This is a genomic window from Streptomyces coelicoflavus (assembly GCF_045041415.1).
Taxonomy (GTDB): domain Bacteria; phylum Actinomycetota; class Actinomycetes; order Streptomycetales; family Streptomycetaceae; genus Streptomyces; species Streptomyces coelicoflavus.
On the sequence record NZ_CP108218.1, the window covers coordinates 1313981 to 1340049 of the forward strand.

General features: G+C 71.7%; 20 protein-coding genes, 1 tRNA gene, 3 pseudogenes and 2 riboswitches. Of the genes and pseudogenes, 15 read left to right on the forward strand and 9 right to left on the reverse strand.

Annotated features, from left to right (window positions below):
- Positions 1-25: 25 nt before the first annotated feature.
- The 5 genes from OHA99_RS05835 to OHA99_RS05855 all read right to left on the reverse strand — a co-directional run bounded on the left by OHA99_RS05835 (position 26) and on the right by OHA99_RS05855 (position 5702).
- Positions 26-931 (reverse strand): universal stress protein, encoded by a 906-nt coding sequence (locus OHA99_RS05835; RefSeq protein ID WP_405694524.1) that lies wholly within the window; start codon positions 929-931, stop codon positions 26-28.
- Positions 932-1082: 151 nt separating this feature from the next.
- Positions 1083-1712, reverse strand: coding sequence for a hypothetical protein (locus OHA99_RS05840; protein WP_405694526.1), 630 nt, complete (start codon positions 1710-1712; stop codon positions 1083-1085).
- A 450-nt stretch (positions 1713-2162) separates the two neighbouring features.
- Positions 2163-3917 (reverse strand): GAF domain-containing protein, encoded by a 1755-nt coding sequence (locus OHA99_RS05845; protein ID WP_405694528.1) that lies wholly within the window; start codon positions 3915-3917, stop codon positions 2163-2165.
- A gap of 142 nt (positions 3918-4059) precedes the next feature.
- The gene (locus OHA99_RS05850; protein ID WP_405694530.1) at positions 4060-4752 is read right to left on the reverse strand and encodes a response regulator; all 693 of its coding nucleotides are present in this window, start codon (positions 4750-4752) and stop codon (positions 4060-4062) included.
- Between the two features lie 68 nt (positions 4753-4820).
- Positions 4821-5702, reverse strand: a complete 882-nt coding sequence (locus OHA99_RS05855) for a universal stress protein (RefSeq protein ID WP_405698904.1) — start codon at positions 5700-5702, stop codon at positions 4821-4823.
- Positions 5703-5860: 158 nt separating this feature from the next.
- Between OHA99_RS05855 and OHA99_RS05860 the strand changes: the two are divergent.
- From OHA99_RS05860 to OHA99_RS05880, 5 genes and pseudogenes are all read left to right on the forward strand, one after another.
- A pseudogene (locus OHA99_RS05860) lies at positions 5861-5983 on the forward strand (universal stress protein); the annotation flags it as partial.
- A gap of 328 nt (positions 5984-6311) precedes the next feature.
- Positions 6312-6893 carry a hypothetical protein gene (locus tag OHA99_RS05865; RefSeq protein WP_405694532.1) on the forward strand — a complete coding sequence of 194 codons (582 nt, stop codon included), beginning with the start codon at positions 6312-6314 and terminating at the stop codon, positions 6891-6893.
- Between the two features lie 304 nt (positions 6894-7197).
- Positions 7198-9876, forward strand: a complete 2679-nt coding sequence (locus OHA99_RS05870) for a LuxR C-terminal-related transcriptional regulator (protein WP_405698906.1) — start codon at positions 7198-7200, stop codon at positions 9874-9876.
- 258 nt (positions 9877-10134) lie between these two features.
- Positions 10135-10668, forward strand: a complete 534-nt coding sequence (locus tag OHA99_RS05875; protein WP_153177164.1) for a hypothetical protein — start codon at positions 10135-10137, stop codon at positions 10666-10668.
- 140 nt (positions 10669-10808) lie between these two features.
- Positions 10809-11006: a hypothetical protein gene (locus OHA99_RS05880; RefSeq protein ID WP_121717508.1), complete on the forward strand. Its 198-nt coding sequence runs from the start codon at positions 10809-10811 to the stop codon at positions 11004-11006.
- Positions 11007-11054: 48 nt separating this feature from the next.
- Here the strand turns inward: OHA99_RS05880 and OHA99_RS05885 are convergent, their stop codons facing one another.
- Complete coding sequence (locus OHA99_RS05885; protein ID WP_153177165.1) at positions 11055-12464, reverse strand: DUF2252 domain-containing protein; 1410 nt, start codon at positions 12462-12464, stop codon at positions 11055-11057.
- A gap of 310 nt (positions 12465-12774) precedes the next feature.
- Between OHA99_RS05885 and OHA99_RS05890 the strand changes: the two are divergent.
- From OHA99_RS05890 to metE, 5 genes and pseudogenes are all read left to right on the forward strand, one after another.
- Positions 12775-12858 (forward strand): annotated as a pseudogene (locus tag OHA99_RS05890) (HdeD family acid-resistance protein); the annotation flags it as partial.
- Positions 12859-13033: 175 nt separating this feature from the next.
- Positions 13034-13498 carry an SHOCT domain-containing protein gene (locus OHA99_RS05895; protein WP_153177167.1) on the forward strand — a complete coding sequence of 155 codons (465 nt, stop codon included), beginning with the start codon at positions 13034-13036 and terminating at the stop codon, positions 13496-13498.
- A 31-nt stretch (positions 13499-13529) separates the two neighbouring features.
- Positions 13530-13985: a hypothetical protein gene (locus tag OHA99_RS05900; RefSeq protein WP_153177168.1), complete on the forward strand. Its 456-nt coding sequence runs from the start codon at positions 13530-13532 to the stop codon at positions 13983-13985.
- Positions 13986-14136: 151 nt separating this feature from the next.
- Positions 14137-15446: pseudogene (locus OHA99_RS05905) on the forward strand (diacylglycerol/lipid kinase family protein).
- 104 nt (positions 15447-15550) lie between these two features.
- A riboswitch (cobalamin riboswitch) is annotated at positions 15551-15772 on the forward strand.
- Positions 15773-15942: 170 nt separating this feature from the next.
- Complete coding sequence (metE, locus tag OHA99_RS05910; RefSeq protein WP_405694535.1) at positions 15943-18261, forward strand: 5-methyltetrahydropteroyltriglutamate--homocysteine S-methyltransferase; 2319 nt, start codon at positions 15943-15945, stop codon at positions 18259-18261.
- A 69-nt stretch (positions 18262-18330) separates the two neighbouring features.
- Here metE and OHA99_RS05915 read toward each other — a convergent pair whose 3' ends face one another.
- Both OHA99_RS05915 and OHA99_RS05920 read right to left on the reverse strand, forming a co-directional pair.
- Positions 18331-19038: a (2Fe-2S)-binding protein gene (locus tag OHA99_RS05915; RefSeq protein ID WP_405694537.1), complete on the reverse strand. Its 708-nt coding sequence runs from the start codon at positions 19036-19038 to the stop codon at positions 18331-18333.
- A gap of 36 nt (positions 19039-19074) precedes the next feature.
- Positions 19075-19479 (reverse strand): (2Fe-2S) ferredoxin domain-containing protein, encoded by a 405-nt coding sequence (locus OHA99_RS05920; protein WP_153177171.1) that lies wholly within the window; start codon positions 19477-19479, stop codon positions 19075-19077.
- A 62-nt stretch (positions 19480-19541) separates the two neighbouring features.
- A riboswitch (cobalamin riboswitch) is annotated at positions 19542-19667 on the reverse strand.
- Between the two features lie 377 nt (positions 19668-20044).
- Between OHA99_RS05920 and OHA99_RS05925 the strand changes: the two genes are divergently transcribed.
- From OHA99_RS05925 to OHA99_RS05945, 5 genes are all read left to right on the forward strand, one after another.
- Positions 20045-20118 (forward strand) — tRNA-OTHER (locus OHA99_RS05925).
- Positions 20119-20252: 134 nt separating this feature from the next.
- A complete protein-coding gene (locus tag OHA99_RS05930) occupies positions 20253-21278 on the forward strand; it encodes an ABC transporter substrate-binding protein (protein ID WP_405694540.1) in 1026 nt (341 codons plus the stop codon).
- On the forward strand, positions 21275-22390 hold the full coding sequence (locus OHA99_RS05935) for a FecCD family ABC transporter permease (protein WP_381498244.1): 1116 nt from the start codon (positions 21275-21277) through the stop codon (positions 22388-22390). The genes OHA99_RS05930 and OHA99_RS05935 overlap by 4 nt, the downstream gene beginning before the upstream one ends.
- On the forward strand, positions 22387-23187 hold the full coding sequence (locus OHA99_RS05940) for an ABC transporter ATP-binding protein (RefSeq protein ID WP_405694542.1): 801 nt from the start codon (positions 22387-22389) through the stop codon (positions 23185-23187). Before OHA99_RS05935 ends, OHA99_RS05940 begins: the two co-directional genes overlap by 4 nt.
- A gap of 418 nt (positions 23188-23605) precedes the next feature.
- Complete coding sequence (locus OHA99_RS05945) at positions 23606-25144, forward strand: alanine/glycine:cation symporter family protein (protein ID WP_405694544.1); 1539 nt, start codon at positions 23606-23608, stop codon at positions 25142-25144.
- 112 nt (positions 25145-25256) lie between these two features.
- On the opposite strand, the gene OHA99_RS05950 is transcribed toward OHA99_RS05945, so the two are convergent.
- Positions 25257-25886 carry a hypothetical protein gene (locus OHA99_RS05950; protein ID WP_153177176.1) on the reverse strand — a complete coding sequence of 210 codons (630 nt, stop codon included), beginning with the start codon at positions 25884-25886 and terminating at the stop codon, positions 25257-25259.
- Positions 25887-26069: the final 183 nt, after the last annotated feature.

Consider the following 26069-nt stretch of genomic DNA (forward strand, 5'->3'; position numbering starts at 1 on the left):
CGCCTCCTCCTTGCGACGGGGACCGTCAGGGGTGCGCGACGACGGCGACGGGCGCGGTGGCGTGGTGCAGCACCGCGTGGGTGACGGCGCCGACGTGCGCGCCGAACGGGTTGCGGCGGATGCGCCTGCCGACGACCACCAGGGACGCGTAGTGTGCGACGTCGACCAGGTGGCGGGCGGGACTGCCGGAACGGGACACCTCGACGACCTCGACGTCCGGGTACTTCTGCCGCCACGGCAGGATCACCCGAGTGAGGTCGGCCGCCTTCCTGCGGGCCACCCCCTCGTCGGGCACGGAGCCGGCGGCCGGCACGTAGGGGTAGTAGGGCGGCAGTTGCCAGCCGCTGACCACGTGCAACGCCGTCCTGCGGCGCTGTGCCTCCTCGAAGGCGAAGGCGAGCACGTCGTCGTCGGGGTCGTCGATGTCGATGCCGACCACGACCGGCCGGAAAGCGGTGGCCGCTGACGGGATCCCGGCGGGATCCATGACGTGTTCGTCGGCGGCCATCTCACCGGCCCGTACGAGGACGACGGGAATCTCGGTGTGGGCGATCACGGCCTGTCCGACGGAGCCGACGAGGTATCCGCCGAGTCCGCTCAGGGCGCGTGAACCGAGGACGAGCAGTTCCGCCTCGTCGACGGCTTCGACCAGTGTGTTCGCCGGTGGGCCGGACCGCTGGTCGCAGCTCGCCTCGACACCGGGGTGGCGCAGCCGGAGCCCTTCGCCCATCTTCCGTGGGACATGCTCGGTCCAGTACTGGTGGGATTCGGTGCCGAGAATCGGGTCCTCGGCCATGGGCGCCGGAACCGGCTCCCACACGTGAAGCAGCCGTACCGGCAGGTCGCGCAGCCCGGCCTCGCGGGCCGCCCACTCGGCGGCAGCGTGGCTCTCGGGTGAACCGTCGATCCCCACCGTGATCGTGCGGGTCATGCTGCCCACCTCCCGAATCGGTCTTCTGATTTCAGCGTGTCCCGCGCCCGCTCCCAGGAACAGGGACCGCTGGTCCCCGGTCGCGGCCGACAGTCCCCTTCGGCCGGCCGGTAGGGCGGGGCCGTCGCCGGGCCCGTCCCACCGGCCGTGTTCAGCGCAGCCACTTCCGGTCGCGGACGACGGGAAGGCGGGCCCACAGGCGACCGAGGCCGAGTGCGTCGCCGGCGGATGCAGCGGCCAGGGCGACGAGTACCGTCGCGTGGACGAGGTGGTAGTCGGCGAACGGATTCGTCGACATGCTGGGCGAGCCGTCCGACAGGTGCCGCGCGGGCGGCCACTCGGCCATCCACATCAGCGCCATCATGACGGTGCCGGCGAGGGCCGAGAGGCGCAGCGCCACCCCGGCGGTCAGCGCGACACCGATGCCGAGCAGGCCCAGCATGAACAGCCAGTCCGCCCACGCCGCGCCGGCCCACGCGTGGAAGGTGGACTCCGTCGGGCCGACGGCGACATGGCCGAGGAAGCCTTCGCTCGGCGAGCCCGAGTCGATCCACCCCTTGCCGGACGGTGTGGCGTAGCCGAGGCCGAACGTCTTGTCCAGGAAGGCCCACAGGAAGACGAAGCCCATCAGCAGGCGCGCCGAGGCGAAGACACAGGCCCGCGCGCTTCGTTCACCGGCACCTTCCGCCAGTGCGGCGGCAGGTACGGACGCGGTACGGCTCCTCCGGAAGGACGGCAGGTGGAAGCCCGTAGTCCGGCGAGGGTGCTCATGCACGGCCATGGTGTGTCCCCTCCAGGGAAAGTCCGGCCGGTTCCGGACGGCACTCACTCTGGCGGCAGACCGGGCGCGGCGCCGGGCGCCGGAGGGACCGCGATGCGGGGACCAAGAGCCCTGTTCCACAGGGCCGTTCGGCGGCTTCAGCGACTCGGAGCGGTCAGCTCCCGCTGTGGCCGGGCCGACCCTGCCGCGGCCGTAGCTGCTCCGTCCCCGCACAGCACCCGGCCCCGGCGCTTCGGCCCGGAACAGGCACCTGCACCCCGCCGGCCCGGGCCGCTTTGCGGTCCGGTGCTTCGGGAACGGGCCTGTCTCCGGGCGCGGTGGGCCCGCAGGACGCCTCGGACCGTCTCCCCCTAGGCGACTTCAGTGCCTATCGCCGTCCGGACGGCCTGTCCGCCCACCCCTTCGAGAGGCACCCGCAGCTCGGTCCTCATCCCCGCCCGGCCTCCACGATCACGGCGTCGTTCCGGCGTCCTCCCCCTCCGCCTGATCCACGGGCGCCCGCCACACGAGGCGGGTGCCTCCGTCCTGTGGGCGCTCCAGTCGCAGTTCTCCGCCGAGCTTTTGCGCGCGTTCTTCCATGTTGCGCAGTCCGCTGCGGCGGCCACCGGGCGGGATGCCGACGCCGTTGTCGGAGACTGTGAGCCGGACCCACTTGCCGTCGGTCTCCAGCGCGACGTCGGCGTGGCTCGCGCGGGCGTGGCGGGCGACGTTGGTCAAGGACTCCGTCATGACGGCGACGAGTTGGTCGGCGGTGTCCTTCGGTACGTGTGTGTCGAGCAGGCCCTCCATACGGACTCCGGGCGCGAAGCCCAGCACCGGTGCCATCTCGGCGACCGCCCGCACCGCGCGGGCCCGCAGTGTGGACGACGCCGGGTCGTCCTGCCTGGTACGCAAGCCGAAGATCGTCGAACGGATGATCTTGATCGTTTCGTCCAGGTCGCCCACCGCACGCTGCACGCGTTCCGCCGCCTTGTCGTGCTGGATGAACCGCCCTGCGCTCTGCAGGGTCATGGCCGTGGCGAACAACCGCTGGATGGCCAGGTCGTGCAGGTCGCGGGCGATGCGGTCGCGGTCCTCCAACAATGCGATCTGCTCCGCGTCCTGGCGGCGTTCGGCCAGTTCCATCGCCACCGCCGCCTGAGCGGCGAACACCTGCAGCGGTTGCGTTTCTTTCTCGGTGAACACGGGCCCGCCCGCCTCGCGGATCAGCAGCACCACGCCGCGTACGTGCTCGTCTGCGCCAATGGGGACGGCCACCGCCGGCCCGAGGCCCGCGAACCGCGGCGGACCCGCTGTGATCCGTTCGTCGTGCGACACGTCCTGACTGCTCACGGGCACGCTCCGGGCGAACGCCTCTCCCATGAGGCTGCCGCGCACGGGCAGCACCCGTCCGCGCCAGGACCCGGCCTCGCGTCCGATCGCCAGCTCCACCGCCAGCTCGTCGGTACCCGGCACCGGCAGGGCCACCACGCCGAGGGCGCAGGCCGTGATCTCCCGGGCCCGTTCGGCGATCAGCCGCAGCGCGCCGCCCTGTTCGGCGCCGGACATCAGCGTGTGCATGATCTCGGCGTTGACCTGAAGCCAGCGCTCACGCAGTCGGGTCTCCTCGTACAACCGGGCGTTGTCGATCGCCACGCCGGCCGCCACGGCCAGGGTGGACAGCACCGACTCGTCGTCCTCGTCGAACTCCTGCCCACCGCGCTTCTCCGTCAGGTACAGATTGCCGAAGACGTGGTCGCGAACCCGGATGGGCACACCCAGGAAGCTGTTCATCGGCGGGTGGTGCGCCGGGAACCCGTAGGAAGCGGGGTGCTCGGACAGCTTGGCCAGACGCAACGGCTCCGGGTTCCTGATCAGCTCACCCAGGATGCCGTGTCCCTCGGGGTAGTGCCCGATGCGGGCGATCTCCTCCTCGCTGGCTCCGACCGTGTGGAAGGCGGACAGCCGTCTGCCGTCCGGGCCGATCACGCCCAGCGCGGCGTACTCGGCGTCGACCAGCGTCGCCGCGGCCTCGACGATGCCGCGCAGAGCCTGCCTCAGGTCCAGTTCCCTGCCGACCGACAGCACCGCTTCCAGCAGGCTGTGCACCCTGTCACGAGTGCCGCGGGCCGCGTCCAGCCTGGCCTGCAACTCGCCCAGCAGCTCGTCCAGCCGCAGCTGCGGCAAGCGGACACTGGCCTCCCGCGGCTCCTCGGACTCGTCCACCGCCGGCCTCCACGCCCAGGGACAGTGCGGCTTTCCGGCCGCCTACGTGCCACGGTAGCGGCTGCGGAGCGGCCATGACACGGGAGCTCGCCACCGCTCATGTCCGGCAAGAGATCGCGGAACGGAGGGCTCGCGACGGCGCTCAGCGGCCTTCGGCCCGCATGCGGTCCTGCGCCTGGGTGGCGATGACGGCGGCCTGGATGCGCCGCTCCACACCGAGCTTGGCGAGCAGGCGGGAGATGTGGTTCTTGACGGTCTTCTCGGCCAGGTACAGGCGCTGGCCGATCTGCCGGTTGGTCAGGCCCTCTCCGATGAGGGCCAGGATGTCCCGCTCGCGCTCGGTCAGACCGGGCAGCGCTCCCGGCTCCTCCCTCTGTTCCTCACCGCCGCGCAGCCGCGCCATCAGTTTCGCCGTGGCGCTCGGATCCAGCAGCGACTGGCCGCGGGCCAGGGTGCGCACGGCGGAGACCAGGTCGGAGCCCTCGATCTGTTTCAGGACGTACCCGGCCGCGCCCGCCATGATGGAGTCGAGGAGTGCTTCCTCGTCGTCGAACGAGGTCAGCATCAGACAGGCCAGGTTTGGCATGCCCGACCGCAGCTCCCGGCAGACGCTCACCCCGTCGCCGTCCGGCAGGCGCACGTCCAGCACGGCCACGTCCGGACGCAGCGCGGGAACGCGCACCAGCGCCTGCTCGACGGTGGCCCCCTCACCGACCACGGTGATGTCCGGTTCGTCGTCCAGCAGGTCGTGGACGCCCCTCCGGACGACCTCGTGATCGTCAAGGAGGAAGACTTTGATCGCGGTCGCCCGGCCGGCCGGCTCGCTGTCCATCATCGATCACTCCTCAAGGAGGCGGCGCGGCGCCGGTCTGCGGCACCGCGCACCGGATGATTTGGCAGGTGTCACGCCGCCTGCGGGACCACTGCGACTGGGCAGGCCGCGTGCTGGAGCAGGGTGTGAGTGACGCGGCCGAGCTGGAGGCCGAAGTGGCCCGACCGGTGCCGGGCACCCACGACGACCAGATCGGCGGCGGCCGACCGAGCCACCAGCACCTTTCGGGCCGGCCCTTCGATCGTCGCTCTGCGCGCTCGCACGCTCGGATGTGCCGTCACCGCTTCGGCGATCAAGGTGTCGATCAGGGCGGAAGCCCGCTCCTCGTGCTGGTGCTCGAAACCGGCTGGATCCCCGGCGTCAGCGCTCTCGTACTCCGGGCACCGCCAGGCCCGTACCACGTCCAGCTCGCAGCCCCTGGTTTCGGCCGCCTGGAATGCGAAGCGAACCGCCTCCCGGCTTGTGCCGGGGTCGCCTGCGCCCAGGAGGACACGCTCGTGAGCACCCGACAACGCGGACTTGTCACCTCGGACGACGATCACGGGGCAGGCGGACCGGGCGGCGACGGCCAGGCTGACCGAGCCGAGCAACGCTCCCTTCAGTTCACCGCGGCCTCGTGATCCGGTGACCACGGCGGTGGCGTGCATCCCTTCGGCCAGGAGCGCCGACACCGCTTCCGCAGGCACCGTGTCCGTGGACACCTCCAGGCCGGGGTCGTACCGCCGGACACGTTCGGCGGCAGTTCCGACGATGTTGTCCGCCATCACCTGCTCCGAGGAGCGCTCCCGGCTCACGGCCGGCAGGACGCCCTCGTACCGCTCCCACAAGGATGCGTAGACCAGGCGCAGCGGAAGCCGTAGACGCATCGCCTCGTCCACCGCCCAGTCGATGGCCAGAACACTGCCGTCCGACCCGTCGACGCCCACAACCAGGGGAAGTGCCATCATCCCCACCGCCTTCTCTCTTCCAGCCACCTCGTGCGGCGTGGCTTGCCACTTCCACGGTCGCACCGCCACGGCCGACGTGGCAGGGACTGCCGGGTCCACAACAGGGACCTTCGGCCCCGCGAGCCGCGGCGATACACGGCGTGGCCAACCCCCGATGTAGTCGGCTGGCGCGTACGCCAGCACGCGTGGTCGTGGACGGGTCCCCTTCCCCCTACGCCGCGCTGCGGCGGGCGGATCGGTACGCGCGCACCGTCGGTGGTGTCGTGGAGGCGATCCACGTGTGGGACGGCCGCCGCGGCAGGGGCCCTCTCGGGGGCCAGCGAGTTCGTCACCGTGCAGTGGGACACCACCGCACGCAGGACAGCCAGTCCGTCCGACGGCAGCTCCGGCGCCACGACGGTCAAGGACGGGGAGGCACCCGGCCGGCCGGTCGCCCACCGTTCGAGGCGCTCTCCTCGTCGGCCGTCCGCACGTCGACACCTCGCAGACGTCTTCCGGAGCACCGCGAACGATCAGGGCCGGACGACCCATGAGGAACTCGGGCGGTGCCCGAAGGGCCCTGTCGGACGGGGTGCCACGGCGTGAGGCTGGAGACGACAGCCGGAGGTGGTCACGATGCGCGGGAACAGAACCGTTCGACGGTCTCTGTGGCGCTGGCGCCGCAATCCGTTGCGTCGTCGCGAGGACGTGCTCGAGGCATGGATCCTGCTGATCGTCTGGCTCGTCATCGCTCTGGTGGGCCCCGTCGCAGGAGTGCTCGGGGCACAGGTCTCCGCACACAGCGCCGCGCAGCGACGCATGGAACGGCAAGCCGTCACCGCCACGCTCGTGTCGGACGTGCCCCACAACGCTCTGACCGACGGGACGACGGGGGGCCGCATCGACGCGACCGTGCGCTGGGCCGCGTCCGACGGTACCTGGCACTCGGGCAAGGCCGCGGTCGACGGAGGACTCAAGGCGGGTTCCCGGGTGTCGGTCTGGACGGACCGGCAGAACCACTTGACGCCCGCGCCCCCGACCGCGACACAGGCAGGCGTGGATGCCGCCTTCATGGGCGCCGCCTCGTCGTTCGCCGTCGTCACGGCGGCGGCTGCCGGCTACTACGGGGCCAGGCTGGTCCTCAACCGTCGGCGTCGCACGGCGCTGGAGGACGAGTGGCGGCAGATCGGATCCCAGTGGGGACGCACGGCCAGCTGAGCCGAGCCTCGAGGGGCCCGAGGACCCGATGTCGGGGCGTGGCCGGGGAAGAGTCCTCCGGACCTCAAGAGACCGTGAGGCGGAAGGAGGAGTGATGAGCGGCTTCTTGAGCGTGGGAGTGGACGGTTTCGCCTCGGGTCCCCGTCCGCATGCCCGGACGGCTGCCGGAAGCGATACTGGTACCAGCCGCAGGACGGCGCCTGCCACGCTTTCCTGGGTCTCGGGAGATCCTACTGCCGGTCACCGCGGCGGCGCGGTCGCCGCCGGAAGGGGGCGTCACGATGCGCTGTTGGGCGTGAGGGACGTGGGCCCTTCCGACGGCACTGGGCGGTCACCGGCCGACACGGGCACCGACCCGCTCGGCGGTCCGTACCTGCGCACACGGTTCGCCCTTCCTGCTCGGCCTGCCACGTTCCTGGCGCGGCAACGGCTCATCGTGCACCTGAATCAGGCTCTGCGCACGCCGCTGACGGTGGTCAACGGTGCGGCCGGCGCCGGCAAGACACTCCTGACGGCCGACTGGGCCAGGGGGCTGCGGTTGCCGACCGCCTGGCTGACCGTGGAGACCGGAGACCAGCCGCCCGGTGTCTTCTGGGCCTACGTCTTCGAGTCCCTGCGCGTGTGCGGAGCCCGCGCGGGCGGCACCCCCGGGGCGCCTGCGGACCCGAGCGGCGTGGGACAGAGGCTGCTGGCGTCGCTCGCCGCCGAGCTGAACGCCCTCGACCGTCCCGTGGTCCTCGTGCTCGACGAGTACGACCGGATGACCGGCCGTGAGATCGCGGAGCAGCTGGAGTTCGTCCTGCACCACGCAGGACAGGGATTGCGCCTCGTCCTCGTCACCCGCACCGAGCCCCTGCTCCCGCTGCACCGCTACCGGGCCTCGGGCGAGCTGACCGAGATCCGCGGCTCCGAGTTGTCCTTCACCCCGGAGGAAGCCGGCGCGCTGCTGCGACTGCACGGATTGCAGCTTCCCGAGCGCGCCGCGTCCGCCTTGGTGGATCGCACCCGCGGCTGGGCGGCCGGGCTGCGCCTGTCCGCTCTGGCGGCCCGGGAGAGCACCGACCCCGAGCAGTACCTGAAGGAGTTCGAGGCGGACCACAGTACGGTCGCGGACTTCCTGCTGGCGGAGGTCCTCAAGGGGAGGACGCCTGAGGAACAGGACCTGCTCCTGCGAGTCAGCGTCCTGGACCGGTTCTGCCCGGACCTGGCCAACGCCCTCACGCTGCGGACCGATGCCGGGCTCCTGCTGGCCGGGCTGCACCGGGAGAACGCGTTCATCGAGCGGCTGGGGCACTCCTGGTACCGGCTGCACCCGCTGTTCCGAGAGATACTCCGGGCTCACCTGCGCGAACGCCTGCCCGGTGTGGAACCGGAGCTGCACCTGCGGGCCGCGCGGTGGCTGCGCCGCTCCGGCTTCCTCCCGGAGACGCTCGCCCATGGAGCCGCAGGGGGTGACTTCGACCTGGCCGCCGGCGCGCTCGTCGACGACTTGGCGATCGGGCAGCTCTTCACGGGTCTGCGCTCGGACGCTCTGGCTCAGCTCTTCGCCGGCATGGGCCCCGAAGCGCGGAGCCCGGCGAGCGACCTCGTTCGGGCGGCCCGGGCACTGGCCCGTCGGGACCTCGCTCAGGGTATGAACCGGCTGGGGCAAGCCCGGAACGAGCTGTCCGACGCCGAGGACTCCCCGGGTCTGGCGGCGGCCCGGCTGAGCTGCGCCCTGCTGGAGGCGCTCGCCGCCCGGCTCACCGGATGTCCCTCGCGGGCCGAGCAGGCCGCCGCGACGGCCGAGGAACTGCGCCACGACCTGCCTGATCACCTGCTGGACGAGCATCCGGAACTGACCGCCCTGCTGATGACACACGTGGGTTCGGCCCGTCTGTGGGAAGGACGCTTCGACGACGCACGCGCCGTGCTCACCCGTGTGGCCGGTGCCCCGGGCGGATTCACCACGGTTCTGCCCCGAGTGGAGTCGATGGGGCACCTGGCCCTGCTCGACTACCTGACCGGCTGGCTCGGCCGGGCGGAACGCCGAGCTCTGGCCGCGGTGTCCGAGGCCGAGCGGGCGGGCCTGCCCCGGCCTCCGGGCGCGGGCCTCGGCCGGCTGGTCCTGGCCGCGGTGGCCGTGGACCGACAGGACCTGGGCAGGGCTCGGGTCCTGCTCGACGAGACGGCCCGGCTTCCGGCGCGAGAGCACGATCCGGTGCCGACGGCGGGGCGGGCCCTGGCCGTCTCACGCCTTCTCCTCGACGACGGTGAAACGGACGCCGCCGCCAGGGCGGCGGAGCCGGCCGTGTCCACGGCGGTGGTGTCCCCTTGGGCGGAGGGTCGGGCGGCAGTCGTCCGCTCCGCCGCCTGCCTCGCCGACGGACGGCCCGACGAAGCCGTGCGCCTTCTCCACGGCGTCGGTGGTGACCAGCCGGTGTGCGCCGTGGAAGCGGCGGGGATCCAGGTCGCCGCGGGGCGCCCCCGTGCGGCGGCCGAACTGCTCGGCGCCGTTCGTACCGAGGGACGCGCCGGCCCCGCGGTGAGCGTGGGGGTGGCGCTGGTGCGGGCCCGGGTGGCGCAGGAGTCGGGAGACACCGTCACCGCCCGCCGGCTCGTCGCACGTGCCCTGCTCGACGCCCGGCGCGAGCGTCTGCGGCGGCCTTTCCTCCAGGCAGGAGACTGGATCGAGCCGCTGCTGGCCACGGCCCCGCTGCGCGAACTCGCCGAGGGCTGGCTTCCGTCCGGCGGACCACCGGCGGACGGCGAACCGGTACGGCCCGGAGCCGACCCCGCGCTCCTGGTGCCCGTGGAGCTGAGCGGACGCGAACGCGATGTGCTGCGCCGACTGGCCCGCATGATGTCGACGGAGGAGATCGCTGCTGACCTGTACGTGTCGGTCAACACGGTGAAGACCCATCTCAAGAGCGCCTACCGGAAGCTGGCGGTCAACCGGCGCGGCGACGCGGTACGCCGGGCGCGCGACCTCGGTCTCCTGTGACCTCCCCCGCGAGGGGTGAGGCACGCGGTGCCACCGCAGGGGTGCGATGGGAGGAACATGCCGCGGCGCACCGTTTCGACCCGGCGAGGTGAGACGACTGTGAACGTGTCGATCAGCCGGTTGGTCGAGGACTTCGACACCCGCGCGTCTTCCGACCGCCCGGGCAGGCCATCCGCCCCACCCCGAACCTGAACGCGGTGCCGGGACCCGGACAACCGGGCCGACCGGGCCGACGGGCTGAGCACGGAGGAGGCACAGGTGACCGCGGACGAGACCGGTGCACGGCGGCCCACGAACCGGCGGGAGCGGCGGGCCGCTCACCGGGCCCACGCGGACTACACCGGCGGTGTCTACGGCTCCATGCTCGCGGCCTCCGTCGTGATCGGCGCCGGCACCCTGGGCTCGTTCCCCCGCGCCGAACTGGTTCTTCTGCTGTTGCTCACCAGCTTGGTGTTCTGGATCGCTCACGTCCACGCCGAACTGTTCGGAGCGCGTCTCGCGCGGCACGCTCCGGACCGGCGGGTGATTCTGCGTGTGTGCCGCGAGGAGTGGCCGATCGTCAAGGCCGCCGTGCCTCCGGCCGCGGCCATCGCGGTCAGCCCCGCGCTGGGGCTGGACGTCCCGGGCACCCTGTGGCTGGCGCTGTCCGTCGCCGTCGCCGGTCAGGTGGGCTGGTCCGTCGCCGCGGCACACCGCGCGGGCGCCTCGCGGCGGCTGGTGGCCACCACCGCGACGGTCAACGTACTGCTCGGCCTGGTGATCGTCGTCGTCAAGATCACAGTGACGCACTGAAAGGCACTGGCACTGCGGTTGGAGTCACCTGTGCCGGGTGAGGGCACCGGAGGGCGACGAGGCGCAGGATCGTCACCAAGAGCACCGTCCGACCCGGAGCCCGGGCGGTGTCCCGAGCCCGTACGGTGGAAGGACCGCTCGTGCGCTACGAGATCCGCGTCGAGGGACACCTGTCACAGACGCTGGCCAACGCGTTCCCGGAGCTGGAACACGTCGTCATGTCCGGCCAGACCGTCCTGTTCGGCACGGTGATCGACGAGGCCCATCTGTACGGGTTGCTCACCCGCTGCCAGTCGCTGGGTCTGCGCGTCCTGGAGATGCGGCAGCTTCCGGAATGACGTCGACCGGCGGTGTGTGCCGACCCGCCGGCCTTTCCCGGGCCGGCCTCACAGACGGGCGGCCGTGACCCTGCCGGAGCGGCAGGCCGCCCGCAGGGCTTCGTGGTCGCGTTCGTTCTGATCGGCGTAGGACTGGGCGAACTCGGTGAGCGCGCCGTCGAAGCGGTCGCTGCCACCCAGGTACGCGGCGAGCGCGACGGGGTCACCGGAACGGGCGTGGGCCCGCGCCAGGCAGGCACCGCACAGCCGGGCGAAGAGGGAGAGCAGGTCGGGCCCCATGGTCTCCGGCCGCGCGATGCCCTTCCAGTCCCACAGTTGACGCACGTAGAAGTCCCGGGCCTTTCCGTCGAAGCCGGTGACGCGCGCCCAGCCGAGAAAGATGTCACCGGTGGTCTGGATCAGACGCTGGCCGGCCACGACCCTGCGGCCCTGATTGTCGTGGCGTTCGCCGCCCGTGTGGGCCGCCAGCACCGATTCCGAGGCTTCCTTGGCCTGGAGCAGCAGCGGGTCGTCGTCGTCCCTGCCGAGCAGGAGCAGTACCCAGCAACGGGTGCCGACGCTGCCGACGCCGACCACCTTGCGCGCCATGTCCACAAGCCGGTAGTGACGCAGCAGGTGCCGGCGCTCGGGCGGCAGGGACCGTGCGTAGCCGTTCACGACGGACCGCAGTTCCTCCTCCCGGCCGGCTTCGGCCGGGTCGGTGAGCAGATCGCCGAGTGGGGTGATCAGCGGCGGGTCGGGGGTGATGCGCCGGCCCTCGGCCGTGACGCGGGTGAGCTTCGCGAACGCCCGCATGTGGGTGCGTGTGCGGGCCTTCGCAGCCGCGTCCCTGAGCCGCTGCTCCGCTTCGCCTCCGGCCTCCGCCGCCAGCAGTTGCCGGACGTGGTCGGCGTCGTCCTGGGCGTACCAGATGTCCAGGGTCGGCATGACGGCGAACTCCCTCATGCGCTCCCGGTAGGCCCGCGCACAGGCCCGTACGGTGCGGTTCTGCTCCTTGGACGAGAAGCCGTTCGACCGGGCCGCGATCACGAATCCGGCCGCCAGCCGTTTGACGTCCCACTCGAAGGGGCCCGGCAGCGTCTCGTCGAAGTCGTTGATGTCGAAGACCAGCCGGCGCTCCGGTGAGGCCAGGAGCCGGAAGTTCAACGGGTGCGCGTCCCCGCACAACTGCACCTGGAGTCCGCTGCTGGGCAGGGGTGCCAGGTCCGCCGCCATGATCGCTGCCGCACCGCGGTAGAAGCGGAACGGCGACTCCAGCATGCGGCCGTAGCGGATCGGCACGAGTGCCGGGACGCGCTCGCCGGACTGGCGCTCCAACAGGTCGACGGGGTCGGGCCGCCGCTGCCCCGGCTCGTACCGGCCGTGGCACGAACGTGAGGCCCTTTTGCGGGCCTTCCTGCCGTACGCGGCTCGCTCGGCCGGCGGCAGGGAGGCGGTGAAACCTCCGGGTACGGTCATGGTCCGGCCTCCGGTTCCTCCGCGGCACCGGAGCGTGGCGACAGCTCCGGTTCCCGGCCTTGTCGGTTCAGCCCCGCCCGCACTGCGCCCGCCGGCACCCGGGCGGCGACTCCGACGGGCAGTAGACCTCCCGTCGTCTGGGCCATCGCGGAAGCGGCCCGGCCCCCGCCGCCCGAGTTCGTATCGCTCATCTCACGTGTCTGCGTCTCGTCCGGTCCCCCGTGGGCCGATCGTTCCCGTGTCCCACCTCACCGCCACGACGGCATGCCCGGATCACCCCTGACGGGTGATCCACGCCCTCGGTGCCGCCAGGCTCGGGGGTTCCTGGACCTGGTTCACGGCATCGGCCCTCGCCACGCTGGTGCCGGGCGTCCTGGTCCTGGTCCGGCCGGAGTGCCGTGCCCGCTTCCTTCTACCAGGGTCACACCGGTGTCCCGGGCCTGACCACGACGGCCCCGGCGCCCCACTCACCCGTGCCGGGTGATGCCGACCGGTGCGTCCCGTGACCACCCTGATGTCAGTACGGAACGAGGGCCGCCGGGCCGCGCCCCGGAGGACGGAGGACGGACATGAGCGCACAGACCTACCTGGCGTACGACTACCCACTGCTGGGTGCCTTCTGGACGATGCTGATGATCTTCCTGTGGATCATGTGGTTCGTCCTGCTCTTCCGCGTCATCACCGACGTCTTCCGGGACGACGGACTGAGTGGCTGGGCGAAGGCAGGCTGGTTGGTGTTCTGCATCCTCCTGCCCTTCCTGGGCGTTTTCGTCTACGTGATCGCCCGCGGCAAGAACATGGGCCGCCGGGAGACAACGCGGGCACGGGCTCAGCAGGAGGAGTTCGACGCCTACATCAGGAAGACCGTGGGCGGCGGGTCCAGCAGCGTCGACGAGCTGGCCCGGCTCTCCGAGATCCGAGACCGGGGTGCCATCACGGACGAGGAGTTCCGCAGGGCGAAGGAATTGGTCCTGTCCGGTCACGGCCCGGCAGGGCACGCGGGCGCGACGGGCACCGGCGCCTCCGCTCGCTGAGACATCCGCATTCCACGAAACGAGGTCCGAGATGACCGCGACACACACCCACCACCCGGCACACACCGCGAGGCAGGAATGGGCGACGGGTCTCACCGCCTTCGCGGCGGTGATGCTCTTCCTCGCCGGGCTGCTCAGCCTCTTCCGGGGCATCATGGCCATCGCCGAGGACGACGTCTTCGTCACCACACCCAACTACGTCTTCCAGTTCGATCTCACCGGGTGGGGGTGGATCCATCTCGCGCTGGGCGTGCTCGCCATGGTCGTCAGCGCCGGGCTGCTCAGGACGGCGATGTGGGCACGCGTCACCGGGGTCGCCATCGCCGGGCTGGTGATCATCGCCAACTTCCTCTCGCTGCCGTACTACCCGGTGTGGTCCGTCGTCATGATCACCATTTCGGGCTTCATCATCTGGGCCCTGTGCGTGGTGGGGCGTGGCGGCAACCGGTACGACCTGCCCGGGGAACGCCAGTCGCCGCAGGGGTGAGGACGAGCAATGGGGCCGACCGGTGGCATCACGAGGTGACGAGCCGCGCGCGTCGGGCGGACGGGGCACGACGGGCGGGCGGGGCGGCCACAGTGCAGCGCGCGCCCGCGTCGCCCTGCTGCTCCTGCTGGGCGCCGTCCTGGCGCCACTCATGGCCGCCGGACTGCGCAGTGTGCCGTGGGCCCTGTTCGGCAGTGCGGGACTCGCGCTCGCGGCCATCGGCGTGTGGTGGGCCCTGGCGCACTCCGGTGTCGTCCGCGTCGCCGGAGCCCTCCTGTCGGTGGCCACGCCGGTCGCCGTCCTCGCGCTCTGCGCCACGTCCGGCCTGCTGGGCCCCGCCCTGCTGTCGCTGGGCCTACTGGCCCTGGCCGTCGTCGCGGCACGCTGGGCCCTCGCCCCTGCTCCCACCACCGGCGAACAGGTCGCCGCGGCTCCCCACCACCCCTGGGTGCTCGTGAACCGCCGATCCGGCGGCGGCAAGGTGGACCGCTTCGCCCTCGTCGACAAGGCACGGAACGCGGCCTGCCGCGTGCACGTACTCGACCGCGACCAGGACGTCACCACGCTGGCCCGGCAGGCGGTCGCCGACGGCGCGGACCTGCTGGGCGTGGCGGGCGGCGACGGCACCCAGGCGCTGGTCGCCGACGTCGCCGCCCGCCATCACGTGCCGTTCGCGGTGATCCCGGCCGGCACGCGCAACCACTTCGCGTCGACCTCGGCCTCGACCGCGACGATCCGGTGGCGGCGTTGGAAGCCCTGACCGGAGGTGTGGAACTTCGCGTCGACCTCGGGTACGCGGCGGACCGCGTCTTCGTCAACAACGCCTCGTTCGGCACGTACGCGTCCGTCGTCGACGATCCCGCCTACCGGGGCGCGAAGACCCGCACGATCCTGCGGAACCTCCCCGGACCGCTCACCGGCGAGGCCGCGCCCGCCTTGCGGATGACAGCCGACGGACGACACATCACCGGCCTTCAGGCCGTGCTCGTCGGCAACAACTCCTACGGGCGGGCCATTGACGTGGCCCACCCGGCGCGCAGGGAGAGGTTGGACACGGGGCTCCTGGGAGTGGTGTGCGTCCGGGTCGGCAGCACCGCCGAAGCGGCACGCCTGGCGAGCCGGCCGCGCTCCGGCGGCCTCGTCCGGCTCAGTGCCGGTGAGGTCACCGTCGAGACCGACACCGCCACGATGCCGGTCGGTATCGACGGTGAACACGTCGTTCTGCCCTGTCCCGTGGTGTGCCGCAGCGCGCCCCGAGCCCTACGGGTCCGCGTGCCGCGCCACCGCCCTGGTAGGCCGAAGCCCCGTGGGACAGCGGCCGACTGGCCTCGCGTGACCCGGCTGGCACTGGGACGACCACCCCTCCTCCTGGAGGAAACGCCTGCGTCTTCACCGTGCGCCGACGGTCGAGCCGGCACTCACGACGACAGGGCTGACGGTGACGACGGGAAGGGGCGGTGAGCGCGAGTGCGGCGCTCACCACCCCTCACCGCTGCCACCCGCCGAACGCCCGACCCGCCCTCCGGATGACGGACGGCGCTCTTCCATTCGCAGCGCCACCCCGTAGGGTGACTGGAGCAGCTGGTTCGCCCCGTCATCCAGGCGGGGTGTCGCAAGAGGGAACCCGGTGGGAATCCGGGACTGCCCCGCAGCGGTGAGCGGGAACGACCGCCGTCATACGCACTGGGTCCGACGTACGGGCCCGGGAAGCGACGGCCACTAGGTGTCCTCCGGCAAGGAGGGCGTGCTCGCAAGTCCGAAGACCTGCCAACTGCCCGCGTGCGGACCCTTCCGTGCGCGGACATCCCGGTGACCTCGAGGGCGGGTCGGCGTACACACCAGACGGACGAAACCGTGCTTGTGCCGCGCGGGGTCGTTTCCCTCCGGTTCGTCGTTCCCTTCGCGCTCTCGTCCCGTCTCCGGGATCTCAGGGATTCATCTCGCGAAGGAGATCTCCGTGACAGCGAAGTCCGCAGCCGCGGCAGCACGGGCCACCGTGTACGGCTATCCCCGCCAGGGCCAGAACCGGGAACTGAAGAAGGCCATCGAGGGCTACTGGAAGGGCAGCGTCACCTCCGACGCCCTCCGGGCCACCGCCGCCGAGATCCGCCGCGGCAACTGGCGCCAGCTCGCCGAAGCCGGCGTCCACGAGGTGCCCACCGGCGACTTCTCGTACTACGACCACGTCCTCGACACCACCGTCATGGTCGGCGCGATCCCCGAACGGCACCGCGCCGCCGTCGACGCCGACGCGCTCGACGGCTACTTCGCCATGGCCCGCGGCACCCAGGAGGTCGCGCCACTGGAGATGACCAAGTGGTTCGACACCAACTACCACTACCTCGTCCCCGAACTGGGTCCCGACACCGTCTTCACGGCGGACTCCGCCAAGCAGGTCGCCGAGCTGAAGGAAGCCCTCACCCTCGGTCCGACCGCCCGGCCGGTCCTCGTCGGCCCCGTCACCTACCTCCTGCTCGCCAAGCCCGCCCCCGGCGCGCCGGCCGACTTCGAGCCGCTGACCCTCCTGGACCGGCTGCTCCCCGTGTACGCCGAGGTCCTCGCCGATCTGCGCGCGGCCGGCGCCGAGTGGGTGCAGCTCGACGAGCCCGCCCTGGTGCAGGACCGCACCCCGGCCGACCTGAACGCCGCCGAGCGCGCCTACCGCGACCTGGGCGCCCTCACCGACCGGCCCCAACTGCTCGTCGCCTCCTACTTCGACCGGCTCGGCGACGCGCTCCCCGTCCTGGCCAAGGCACCCGTCGAGGGCCTCGCGCTGGACTTCACCGAGGCCGCCGCCGCCAACCTGGACGCCCTCGCCGCCGTCGGCGGACTGCCCGGCAAGCGGCTGATCGCCGGCGTGGTCAACGGCCGCAACGTCTGGATCAACGATCTGCAGAAGTCGCTGTCCACCCTCGGCACCCTCCTCGGGCTCGCCGGCCGTGTCGACGTCGCCGCCTCCTGCTCCCTGCTCCACGTCCCCCTGGACACGGCGGCCGAGCGGGACGTCGACCCGCAGGTCCTGCGGTGGCTGGCCTTCGCGCGGCAGAAGACCGCCGAGATCGTCACCCTCGCCAAGGGCCTCGCCCGGGGCACCGGCACCATCACCGCGGAACTCTCCGCCAACCGGGCCGACCTCGCCTCCCGCGCCGGATCGCCCCTCACGCGTGACCCGGCGGTGCGCGCCCGTGCCGAGGCCTTGACGGACGCCGACACCCGCCGTTCCCAGCCGTACGCCGAGCGGAGCGCGGCCCAACGCGCCCACCTGGGTCTGCCGCTGCTGCCCACGACGACCATCGGTTCGTTCCCGCAGACCGGCGAGTTGCGAACCGCCCGCGCGGACCTGCGGGCCGGCCGGATCGACACGGCCGGGTACGAGGAGCGCATCAAGGCGGAGATCCAGGAGGTCATCTCGTTCCAGGAGAAGACCGGCATCGACGTCCTGGTGCACGGCGAGCCCGAACGCAACGACATGGTCCAGTACTTCGCCGAGCAGCTCACCGGCTACCTCGCCACGCAGCACGGCTGGGTCCAGTCCTACGGCACCCGCTACGTCCGGCCACCGATCCTTGCCGGGGACGTCTTCCGGCCGGAGCCGATCACGGTGCGCTGGACGTCCTACGCCCAGTCGCTGAGCGACCGCCCGGTCAAGGGCATGCTCACCGGTCCGGTCACCATGCTCGCCTGGTCCTTCGTCCGCGACGACCAGCCCCTCGGCGCCACCGCCCGCCAGGTCGCCCTCGCCCTGCGCGACGAGGTGCACGACCTGGAGGCGGCCGGCACGTCGGTCATCCAAGTCGACGAACCCGCTCTGCGCGAAACCCTGCCGCTGCGCGCCGCCGACCGGGCCGGATACCTGGCCTGGGCCACCGAAGCCTTTCGGCTCACCACGTCCGGCGTCCGCCCGGACACCCAGATCCACACCCACATGTGCTACGCCGAGTTCGGCGACATCGTCCAGGCCATCGACGACCTCGATGCCGACGTCATCAGCCTGGAGGCCGCCCGCTCCCACATGCAGGTCGCCCGCGAACTCGCCGCCCACGGCTACCCGCGCGAGGCCGGACCCGGCGTGTACGACATCCACTCCCCGCGCGTCCCGAGTACCGACGAGGCCGCGGAACTCCTGCGTACCGGCCTCGAGGCCATCCCCGCCGAACGGCTCTGGGTCAACCCCGACTGCGGCCTGAAGACCCGCGCCTGGCCCGAGACCCGTGCCTCGCTCGAGCACCTGGTGGCCGCCGCCCGCACCGTCCGTGACGAGCTGTCCCGCTCCTGACCCCCGGCTCACCGGGCCGGGCACACGGCTTCCGGCCCGGTGAGCGGCACAGCCCGGAACGCATGTACCTCATCGCAGGGCTCGGCGGGGCACACCATCGGCCAGCCCGCAGTCACCGCACTTCGAGCCGTCCGGCGCGCGGTAGTAGAGGCAGCAGCTTCGGCGGCGGAACATGAGGTCGGGGCCGGTGAGCACTCCGGTGCCCGCCAGGCGTCCGGTGTCCAGCAGCGCGGTCGTGAGATCGGTGAGCGGTCCGCGGACGGCTGGACGGAGTACGAGCAGGGCGTGGGCCGCACCGGCGAGCGCCGAGGCCGAGTTGCCGTCCAGCAGGCGTGGAGCGATCTTGACGCGCAGTCCGTCGGCGAGTGCCGACAGGTGGCCCGTCACCTGCTCATACAGGGCGCGGGCACCGCCGTCGAGCCGGTCGGCGTACCAGCCGGCCGGGTGAGGGACCCGGAGGGCCGGTCCGTCGTCGGCCCGCTGCAGTCCCTCCAGATCGAGGACGATCCCGTGCAGGACGACGCAGGCCAGGGCCGGTGACCAGAGGCGGGCGGCGTGCCCGAGCTGGGCGATGGAGGCGTCGACGCGGGGTTCCGGAGTGCGGTGGCGGCGTGCGACGGCTTCGGCGAGGTCGGTGAAACCCGCCACGTAGGAGCGGGCGACCGGATACCAGCCGTCGTCCCGGCCGCCGGTCTGCAGGGCGAAGAAACCGCCGAGGCCGGCCACGTCGTGCAGGGCGGCGGTGACGGACGCGGTTGAGGCACGGGCTCCGTGCACGCTTCTGGCCCTCCTTCCAGCTGTTCGTCCGTGCGGTCAGGAGGCCGTACGCCGTCGCGGCGGCGTGATGGCGTACAGGTCGAGGATGTCCGGCAGGGGTGCCACGCCGGGTCCGCCCGCGCGGGCCCAGGCGGCGATGTCCTCGGTCGCGTCCGGGTCGTTGACCAGTCCGAGCCAGACGGGACGGGCACCGGCGGCACGGCCTTCGGCGGAAGGCAGTACGACGATGACGTTGGCCTGGTCGCAGACGTCGAGGCAGTCGGAGACGCGTACCGGTGCCGCGGTGCGCAGGTGCTCGGTCTGGGCCGCGTGGTCGACGCCGGTCACCTTGCGGGTGCCGCAGCAGCAGTCGCGGCACACGACGATGCGGCACGGCACGTCGCCGGCCCCCGCCTCGGTCCTCGCGTCGTGCGTCGTTCGTCCGGTCGGCGTTGCGGGCATGCGGTGCCGTCCCTCTCTCCGGGGAGATCCGCCCCGGTGGTCCGTCGAGGAGGCGACCGCGTGAGTCTCCTGGCTCTCGGGTCGACGCTCGTCCCGGCCTTCCCACCCGCTGCCGGGCAGTGGCCTGTCGGGACTCGCTCGCCGATCACAGTGGCGGGACCGCGCCGGATTCGCACCGGCTTCCTCGTCCGCCGTCGCCCTGTCGTCGGACATCATCCCATCGCGCGGCTCCGCCAGACGGAGCAACAGCAGGACCTCGACGGGAAGTCGCAGCGGCCACAGGACGGTGCGCGGCCACTCCCCGTACCAGACGTCGGTTCCGTACAGCAGGACGTGGAACAGCAGCCCCCAGCCGTCCTGCGGCTGACCCGGGACAAGGCCGCCGTACGTGACAGGCAGACCGACACCGTGCTGGACGAGCGGGCGCGGCTGCGCAGCGAGTGGGTGCTGGTCCGGGGCGAGCGGGTGACTCGGGCCACCTTGGCGTGGTTCGTGTACAGCGCGGTGGAGCTGCGGCGGACGGCCGAGCAGGCAGGGTTCGGCAGCCCTTTCGCCGTCGGCTCGGGGGACCGTAGGATCACCTGGTCATCGCCGCGACGGGAGACAGGAAGCCGGTGCGATTCCGGCACGGTCCCGCCACTGTGACCGGGGAGCGCCCCTCCGACATGCCACTGCGCACCGCGCGGGAAGGCGGAGGGAACGTCGATCCGGGAGTCAGGACACTGGTCCGTCGCGGGCCCGATCCGAGGAGCGCGGACTCCAGGAGGCTTCACGTGTCCCCCTTGCTCACCCCTGCCCGCACGCGCGGGTTCCTTCGTGCCACGGCCGCGGCCGTGGCCCTTTCCTCAGTGCTGCTGACCGCCGCATGCGGTGCGTCCGACGACGGCGACCGGGACGCGAAGGCCACCGCTGCCGCGCCCGCGGGCTTCCCGGTCACCATCGACAACTGCGGCGTGAGGACGACGTACGACAGGCCGCCGTCGCGGGTGGTCACCATCCACCAGCACCCGGCGGAGCTCATGCTCGCGCTCGGCCTCGGGGACCGCATGGTCGGCACGGCCTTCCCCGACTCCGCCGTGCTGCCCGAGCTGAAGAAGGACTACGAGGCGATCCCCGAACTGGCGGAGAGGGAACCGTCGTTCGAGAAGATCCTGGACGCCGAACCCGACTTCGTCTACGGCGGCTACGGCAGCGCCTTCGCCGAGAAGGAGGGCCGGTCCCGCAAGGCGTTCGCCGACGCCGGCATCGATACCTACCTCAACCGCGAGTACTGCGGCAAAGGGCAGGTGACGATGAAGGACACCTACGACGAGATCCGGACCATCGGCAAGATCTTCGGAGTCCCGGACCGGGCCGACAAGTTGGTCACCGACCTGCGAAGCCGCGTCGCGGAGGCCGCAGCCGAGGTCGAGGGCGAGCACGAGGTGCCCGTCTTCGTCTACGACAGCGGCGACAAGAGCGCCTTCACCGCGGGCGGCAAGGGCCTGGGCACCGAGTTGATCCGACTGGCCGGCGGCAGGAACGTCTTCGCCGACCTGGACGACGTCTTCGGTGACGTCTCCTGGGAGCAGGTCGTCGAGCGCAGGCCGGAAGTCATCGCCATCTATGACTACGCCGGCGCCGGAAGCGTCCAGGAGAAGAAGAAGTACCTGCTCTCCCAGCCCGCGCTCGCCGACGTACCCGCCATCAGGAACAAGCGGTTCGTCGTCCTGCCGCTGACCGCCACCCTGGTCGGCATCCGCTCGGCCTACGCGGTCGACGACCTGGCCCGCGGGCTGCACCCGGAGAGCTTCCGGTGACCCAGGCCGCCACCGGCGCGCCCGCCGAAGGGGCGCTGCGACGGCGTGAGTCCACCGGACCAGGACAGGGCCGTACGCGGCTCGGCGTCACGCTGCTCGTACTCACCGCCCTGCTCGCCGTCTCCGCCACGGCGGGCCTCGCGATCGGCTCCGTGCATGTACCGCCGGACCAGGTGTGGGGCATCGTGACGCACGCGCTGGGCGCCGACTGGCAGGAGCCGGACTGGTCGCGGGCCCGGGAGACCATCGTGCTGGACGTGCGGGCACCGCGCGTGCTGCTCGGAGCGGTCACGGGCGCCGGCCTCGCGGTGATCGGCACCGCCCTGCAGGCCCTGGTGCGCAACCCGCTCGCCGAGCCGTACCTGCTCGGCGTCTCCTCCGGGGCCTCACTCGGTGCGGTCTCGGTGATCGTGTTCGGGTTCGCCCTCTTCGGACCGGCCTCCCTGTCGGTGGCCGCCTTCCTGGGCGCCCTGGGCGCACTCGTGCTCGTGTACGCCACCGCGCGCACCGGCGGACGCATCACCTCGTCGCGGCTCGTGCTGTCCGGAGTGGCTATCGCTGCGGTACTCACCGCGGTACTCGATCTGCTCCTGCTCACCACCGACCGGGGCAACGAGGCCCGCGCGGTCCTCGCCTGGACCCTCGGCGGTCTCGGCGGCGTCAACTGGGGCACGCTGTGGCTGCCGAGTGCCGCCCTGCTCCTCGGCATCGGCGTCCTCATGGTGCAGGCCCGCAACCTGAACCTGCTGCTGGCCGGCGAGGAGGCGGCCAGCACGATGGGGCTGGACGTGGCCCGCTTTCGCGCCCGCCTGTTCGTCCTGCTCTCCCTCGTCACGGGCGTGCTGGTCGCGGCGGCCGGACCGATCGGCTTCGTCGGCCTGATGATGCCCCACATCGTGCGCCTGTTCGTCGGTGGCGACCACCGCCGGGTCCTGCCGACGGCGGCACTCGGCGGTGCGGTCTTCCTCGTCTGGGCCGACATCGCCGCACGGACGATAGCCGCACCGATGGAGATACCTGTCGGCGTGCTCACGGCCCTGTGCGGCGGACCGTTCTTCCTGTGGCTGATGCGCCGCGACGCCCGGCGCGGCACCGACCGAGGAGTGGCATGACCGCGACCGGCACGACCCCGGCCGAACTGAGCGTCGACGGCGTCACACTCACCGCCGGAGCCCGCCACCTGGTGCGCGACGTCTCCCTGACCGCCCGCCCCGGCGAGACCATCGGCCTCGTCGGCCCCAACGGCAGCGGCAAGTCCAGCCTCCTGCGCGCCGTCTACCGCGTCCTGCGCCCCGACACCGGCCGGGTCCAGGTCGACGGAGACGACGCCTGGACGCTGCCGGTGCGGCAACTGGCCCGCACCGTGGCGGCGGTGGTCCAGGACTCGGCCGCCGACTTCGACCTGGCCGTTCGCGAGGTCGTCGCCATGGGCCGCACCCCGCACAAACGCCTCCTCGCCGGGGACACCCCTGACGACGCCGACCTCATCGACCGCGCACTCCTCGCGGTCGACGCCGTCCATCTGGCCGACCGCCCCTTCGACCGGCTCTCCGGCGGCGAGCGCCAACGCGTCCTGATCGCGCGCGCCCTCGCCCAGCAACCCACCCTCCTGGTTCTCGACGAACCCACCAACCACCTCGACATCCGGCACCAGTTGTCGGTGCTCGGCACCCTGCGCCGCCTGCCCACGACCGTGCTGCTGGCCCTGCACGACCTCAATCTGGCCGCCTATTACTGCGACCGTCTCTACGTCCTGCATGCCGGCGAAGTCACCGCCTCCGGACCACCCGCCGAGATCCTCACCCCCGGACTCCTGGCCGAGGTCTACGGAGTGGCGGCAGAAGTCGTCACTCATCCGCGCACGGGCGCCCCGCAGGTCACGTTCCTCCCCGAAGAACCACGCATCTGAAGCGCACCGGCAGTGGCCCCCGAGCCACGGGAGTCGCGGAGCCGAGTGATCTCGGGCGCACGACCGTGCCGGAGAGCGCCCGCATAGGTGCACACGGCACGCATCCCGGGTCCGGATAACGGTCGGGTCTCACCTGTCGGAACATCCCCTGGTCACGAGCAGTGACGTGAGATACGTCACTAAAAGTTCGGCAAAGGCGTGGTACAACAGCGCAACTTCGCAGGTCGATCGGCCAGGCATCGACGGCGAAGAGCCGACCTGTTGTCGACCTGCACACCGCTTCATCCCGGCCCGGTCACGGTGCGACACCGTTCCGTGCACCCCGGGTCCGCTCACCGGACAACGACGTTCGCCCAGAGACCGCTCAACCAGGCGAGACACCCCACCCCGCCCGACCAGCGTCACCGAGGTAACCACCGTGTCACTCGACTCCGTCACCCAGTCCGTCGACGAAGCAGTCAGCGGATTCTTCGAGCCCATAGCCAAATGGCTGGGAGAAGTCGTCTTCTACACCGTCCCCGTCGGCGGGACCGATCTCCCGCTCATCGTCGCCTGGCTCGTCGTCGCCGGCCTCGTCTTCACCGGCTGGTTCGGCCTCATCCAGCTCCGCAAGTTCAAACTCGCCGTCGACGTGGTGCGGGGCAAGTACGACGAGAAGGGGTCGACCGGCGAGGTCAACCACTTCCAGGCGCTGACCGCGGCCGTCTCCGGCACGGTCGGCCTCGGCAACATCGCCGGTGTGGCCGTCGCCGTCTCCATCGGCGGCCCCGGCGCCACCTTCTGGATGATCCTGTGCGGCCTGCTCGGCATGGCCACCAAGTTCGTCGAGGTCACCCTCGGGGTGAAGTACCGCGAAGTGCACCCCGACGGCACCGTCTCCGGCGGCCCCATGCACTATCTCCCCAAGGGCCTGACCGAGCGCTTCGGCAAGAACGGCAAGATCCTCGGCAAGGTCCTCGCGGTCCTCGCCTCCTTCCTGATCCTGTTCTTCGGCCTCTTCGGCGGCAACCTCTTCCAGGTCAACCAGTCCTACGCGCAGCTGGTCTCGGTCACCGGCGGCGAGGACGGCGCGCTCGGCTCCTCGGCGGGCGCCCTGTTCTTCGGCATCCTGATCGCCGCACTCGTCGGCATCGTCCTGCTCGGCGGCATCCGCTCCATCGCCAACGTCACCAGCAGGCTCGTGCCCGCCATGGCCGGCATCTACATCGTCGCGTGCCTGATCGTCATCCTGGTGAACATCACCGCCGTCCCGGACGCCGTCGCCTCCATCGTCGAGGGCGCGTTCAACCCCGAAGGAGTCGCGGGCGGTGTGCTCGGCGCACTGATCATCGGCTTCAAGCGGGCCGCCTTCTCCAACGAGGCCGGCCTCGGCTCCGCCCCGATCGCCCACTCCGCGGTCAGGACCAAGCACCCCGCCAGCGAGGGCCTGGTCGCCCTGCTGGAGCCGTTCATCGACACCGTCGTCGTCTGCACGATGACCGCGCTGACCATCGTCATCGCCAACCCCGCCAGCTGGGGCGAGGCCCGCGCGGGCGAGGACATCGGCGGTGTCACGATCACGTCCGACGCCTTCGAGACGGCCCTGCCCTGGTTCCCGTACATCCTCACCGTCGCCGTGCTGCTGTTCGCCGTCTCCACGGTGCTGACCTGGGGCTACTACGGCCTCAAGTCCTGGACGTACCTCTTCGGCCGCAGCCGGGCCAGCGAAGTGACCTACAAGGTCGTCTACACCGTCTTCGCCGTCGCCGGTTCGCTGCTCACCCTCCAGACGCTGATCGACATGGCCGACGCCTTCCTCTTCACCCTCGCCGTCATCAACATCATCGGCCTCTACCTCCTCGCCCCCGTCGTCAAGCGCGAACTCGGCACCTTCCTCGAGTTCGTCCGCGCCCGCAAAGCAGACCCGAACGCCGGTGACGGCGACGACGACCAGGAGCCGGTGAAGACCACCGTCTGACCGCTCACACGGCCCGGCTCCTCAGGAACGGGCCCGTGCCCACCCCGCGCCGGGTGGAGCACGGGCCCGTTCGCCGTGCCGCGGCGACGGCAGGGGCGGACAGCGCGTGTCCTTACGCGGGGACGGGCAGGCCGTGCCGGCGCGCGTAGGCCGCACGGCAGCTCTTCGCGCAGAACCCCACGGTCCGGCCCTCGTGCTCGAGGGTGACGGCCCCCCGCCCCAGGCGCACACGCATGCCGCACATCGGATCGACCGTGGCCCCTTCGGGAAGGTCGGCACCGGCGGCATCGGTTCGCGCCCGGTACTCCGCCGTCATGCGGCCGACGACCTCATCGGCGGTGCCGGGCTTGCCGTCCATCCCGATACTTCCGTCGGCGATGCCGACGACGTTGATCCACAGGTGCCCCTCGGGGCGCTGCCACCCGTACGAACGGTCGAGGCGGCGCACCGCGCGACGCACCATGCCGATGGTGGTCCGCGACATCTCGGTGCGCCACGCCTCCGGCACCGTGAGCGTGACCCACAGCGGCGGCACGCTCCCGGGCCGCCACGGACCGTCGCCGGTGGTCCAGCCGTCGAGTTCGCGGAAGCCGACGTGCGTCATCGCGCGCGCACGACGCATGGTTTCCTCCGCTACGCCCTCTTCCGCGCCGACCAGCACCCGGCAGACGTCGGCGGCGAGTTCTTCGCGGTCGTCAGCGGTCAACGCACCGCGCGGGCAGGCGATCTCGATGAGGAACATCGGGGTCCTCCAAGGGTCGGACGCGTCCTGCCACTGTACCCCCGGGTGGTATGGAAGGCCTCGGATCGCGGAGGTGGTCCACGGGTCCTCGCGCCGTCGTTTGGCCGGACGGCTCCGGGGCACTCAGGCCCCGGCCGGCTCGACGGCACACGGGCGACGGCGTAGGGCGAGGAGGCCCCGGAG

Excerpts from the sequence above, each read along its gene's own strand:
- OHA99_RS05835 (WP_405694524.1), bottom strand. The coding sequence starts at position 931 with ATGACCCGCACGATCACGGTGGGGATCGACGGTTCACCCGAGAGCCAC.
- OHA99_RS05840 (WP_405694526.1), bottom strand. The coding sequence starts at position 1,712 with ATGGCCGTGCATGAGCACCCTCGCCGGACTACGGGCTTCCACCTGCCG.
- OHA99_RS05850 (WP_405694530.1), bottom strand. The coding sequence starts at position 4,752 with ATGATGGACAGCGAGCCGGCCGGCCGGGCGACCGCGATCAAAGTCTTC.
- OHA99_RS05865 (WP_405694532.1), top strand. The coding sequence starts at position 6,312 with ATGCGCGGGAACAGAACCGTTCGACGGTCTCTGTGGCGCTGGCGCCGC.
- OHA99_RS05885 (WP_153177165.1), bottom strand. The coding sequence starts at position 12,464 with ATGACCGTACCCGGAGGTTTCACCGCCTCCCTGCCGCCGGCCGAGCGA.
- OHA99_RS05895 (WP_153177167.1), top strand. The coding sequence starts at position 13,034 with ATGAGCGCACAGACCTACCTGGCGTACGACTACCCACTGCTGGGTGCC.
- OHA99_RS05900 (WP_153177168.1), top strand. The coding sequence starts at position 13,530 with ATGACCGCGACACACACCCACCACCCGGCACACACCGCGAGGCAGGAA.
- OHA99_RS05920 (WP_153177171.1), bottom strand. The coding sequence starts at position 19,479 with ATGCCCGCAACGCCGACCGGACGAACGACGCACGACGCGAGGACCGAG.
- OHA99_RS05940 (WP_405694542.1), top strand. The coding sequence starts at position 22,387 with ATGACCGCGACCGGCACGACCCCGGCCGAACTGAGCGTCGACGGCGTC.
- OHA99_RS05950 (WP_153177176.1), bottom strand. The coding sequence starts at position 25,886 with ATGTTCCTCATCGAGATCGCCTGCCCGCGCGGTGCGTTGACCGCTGAC.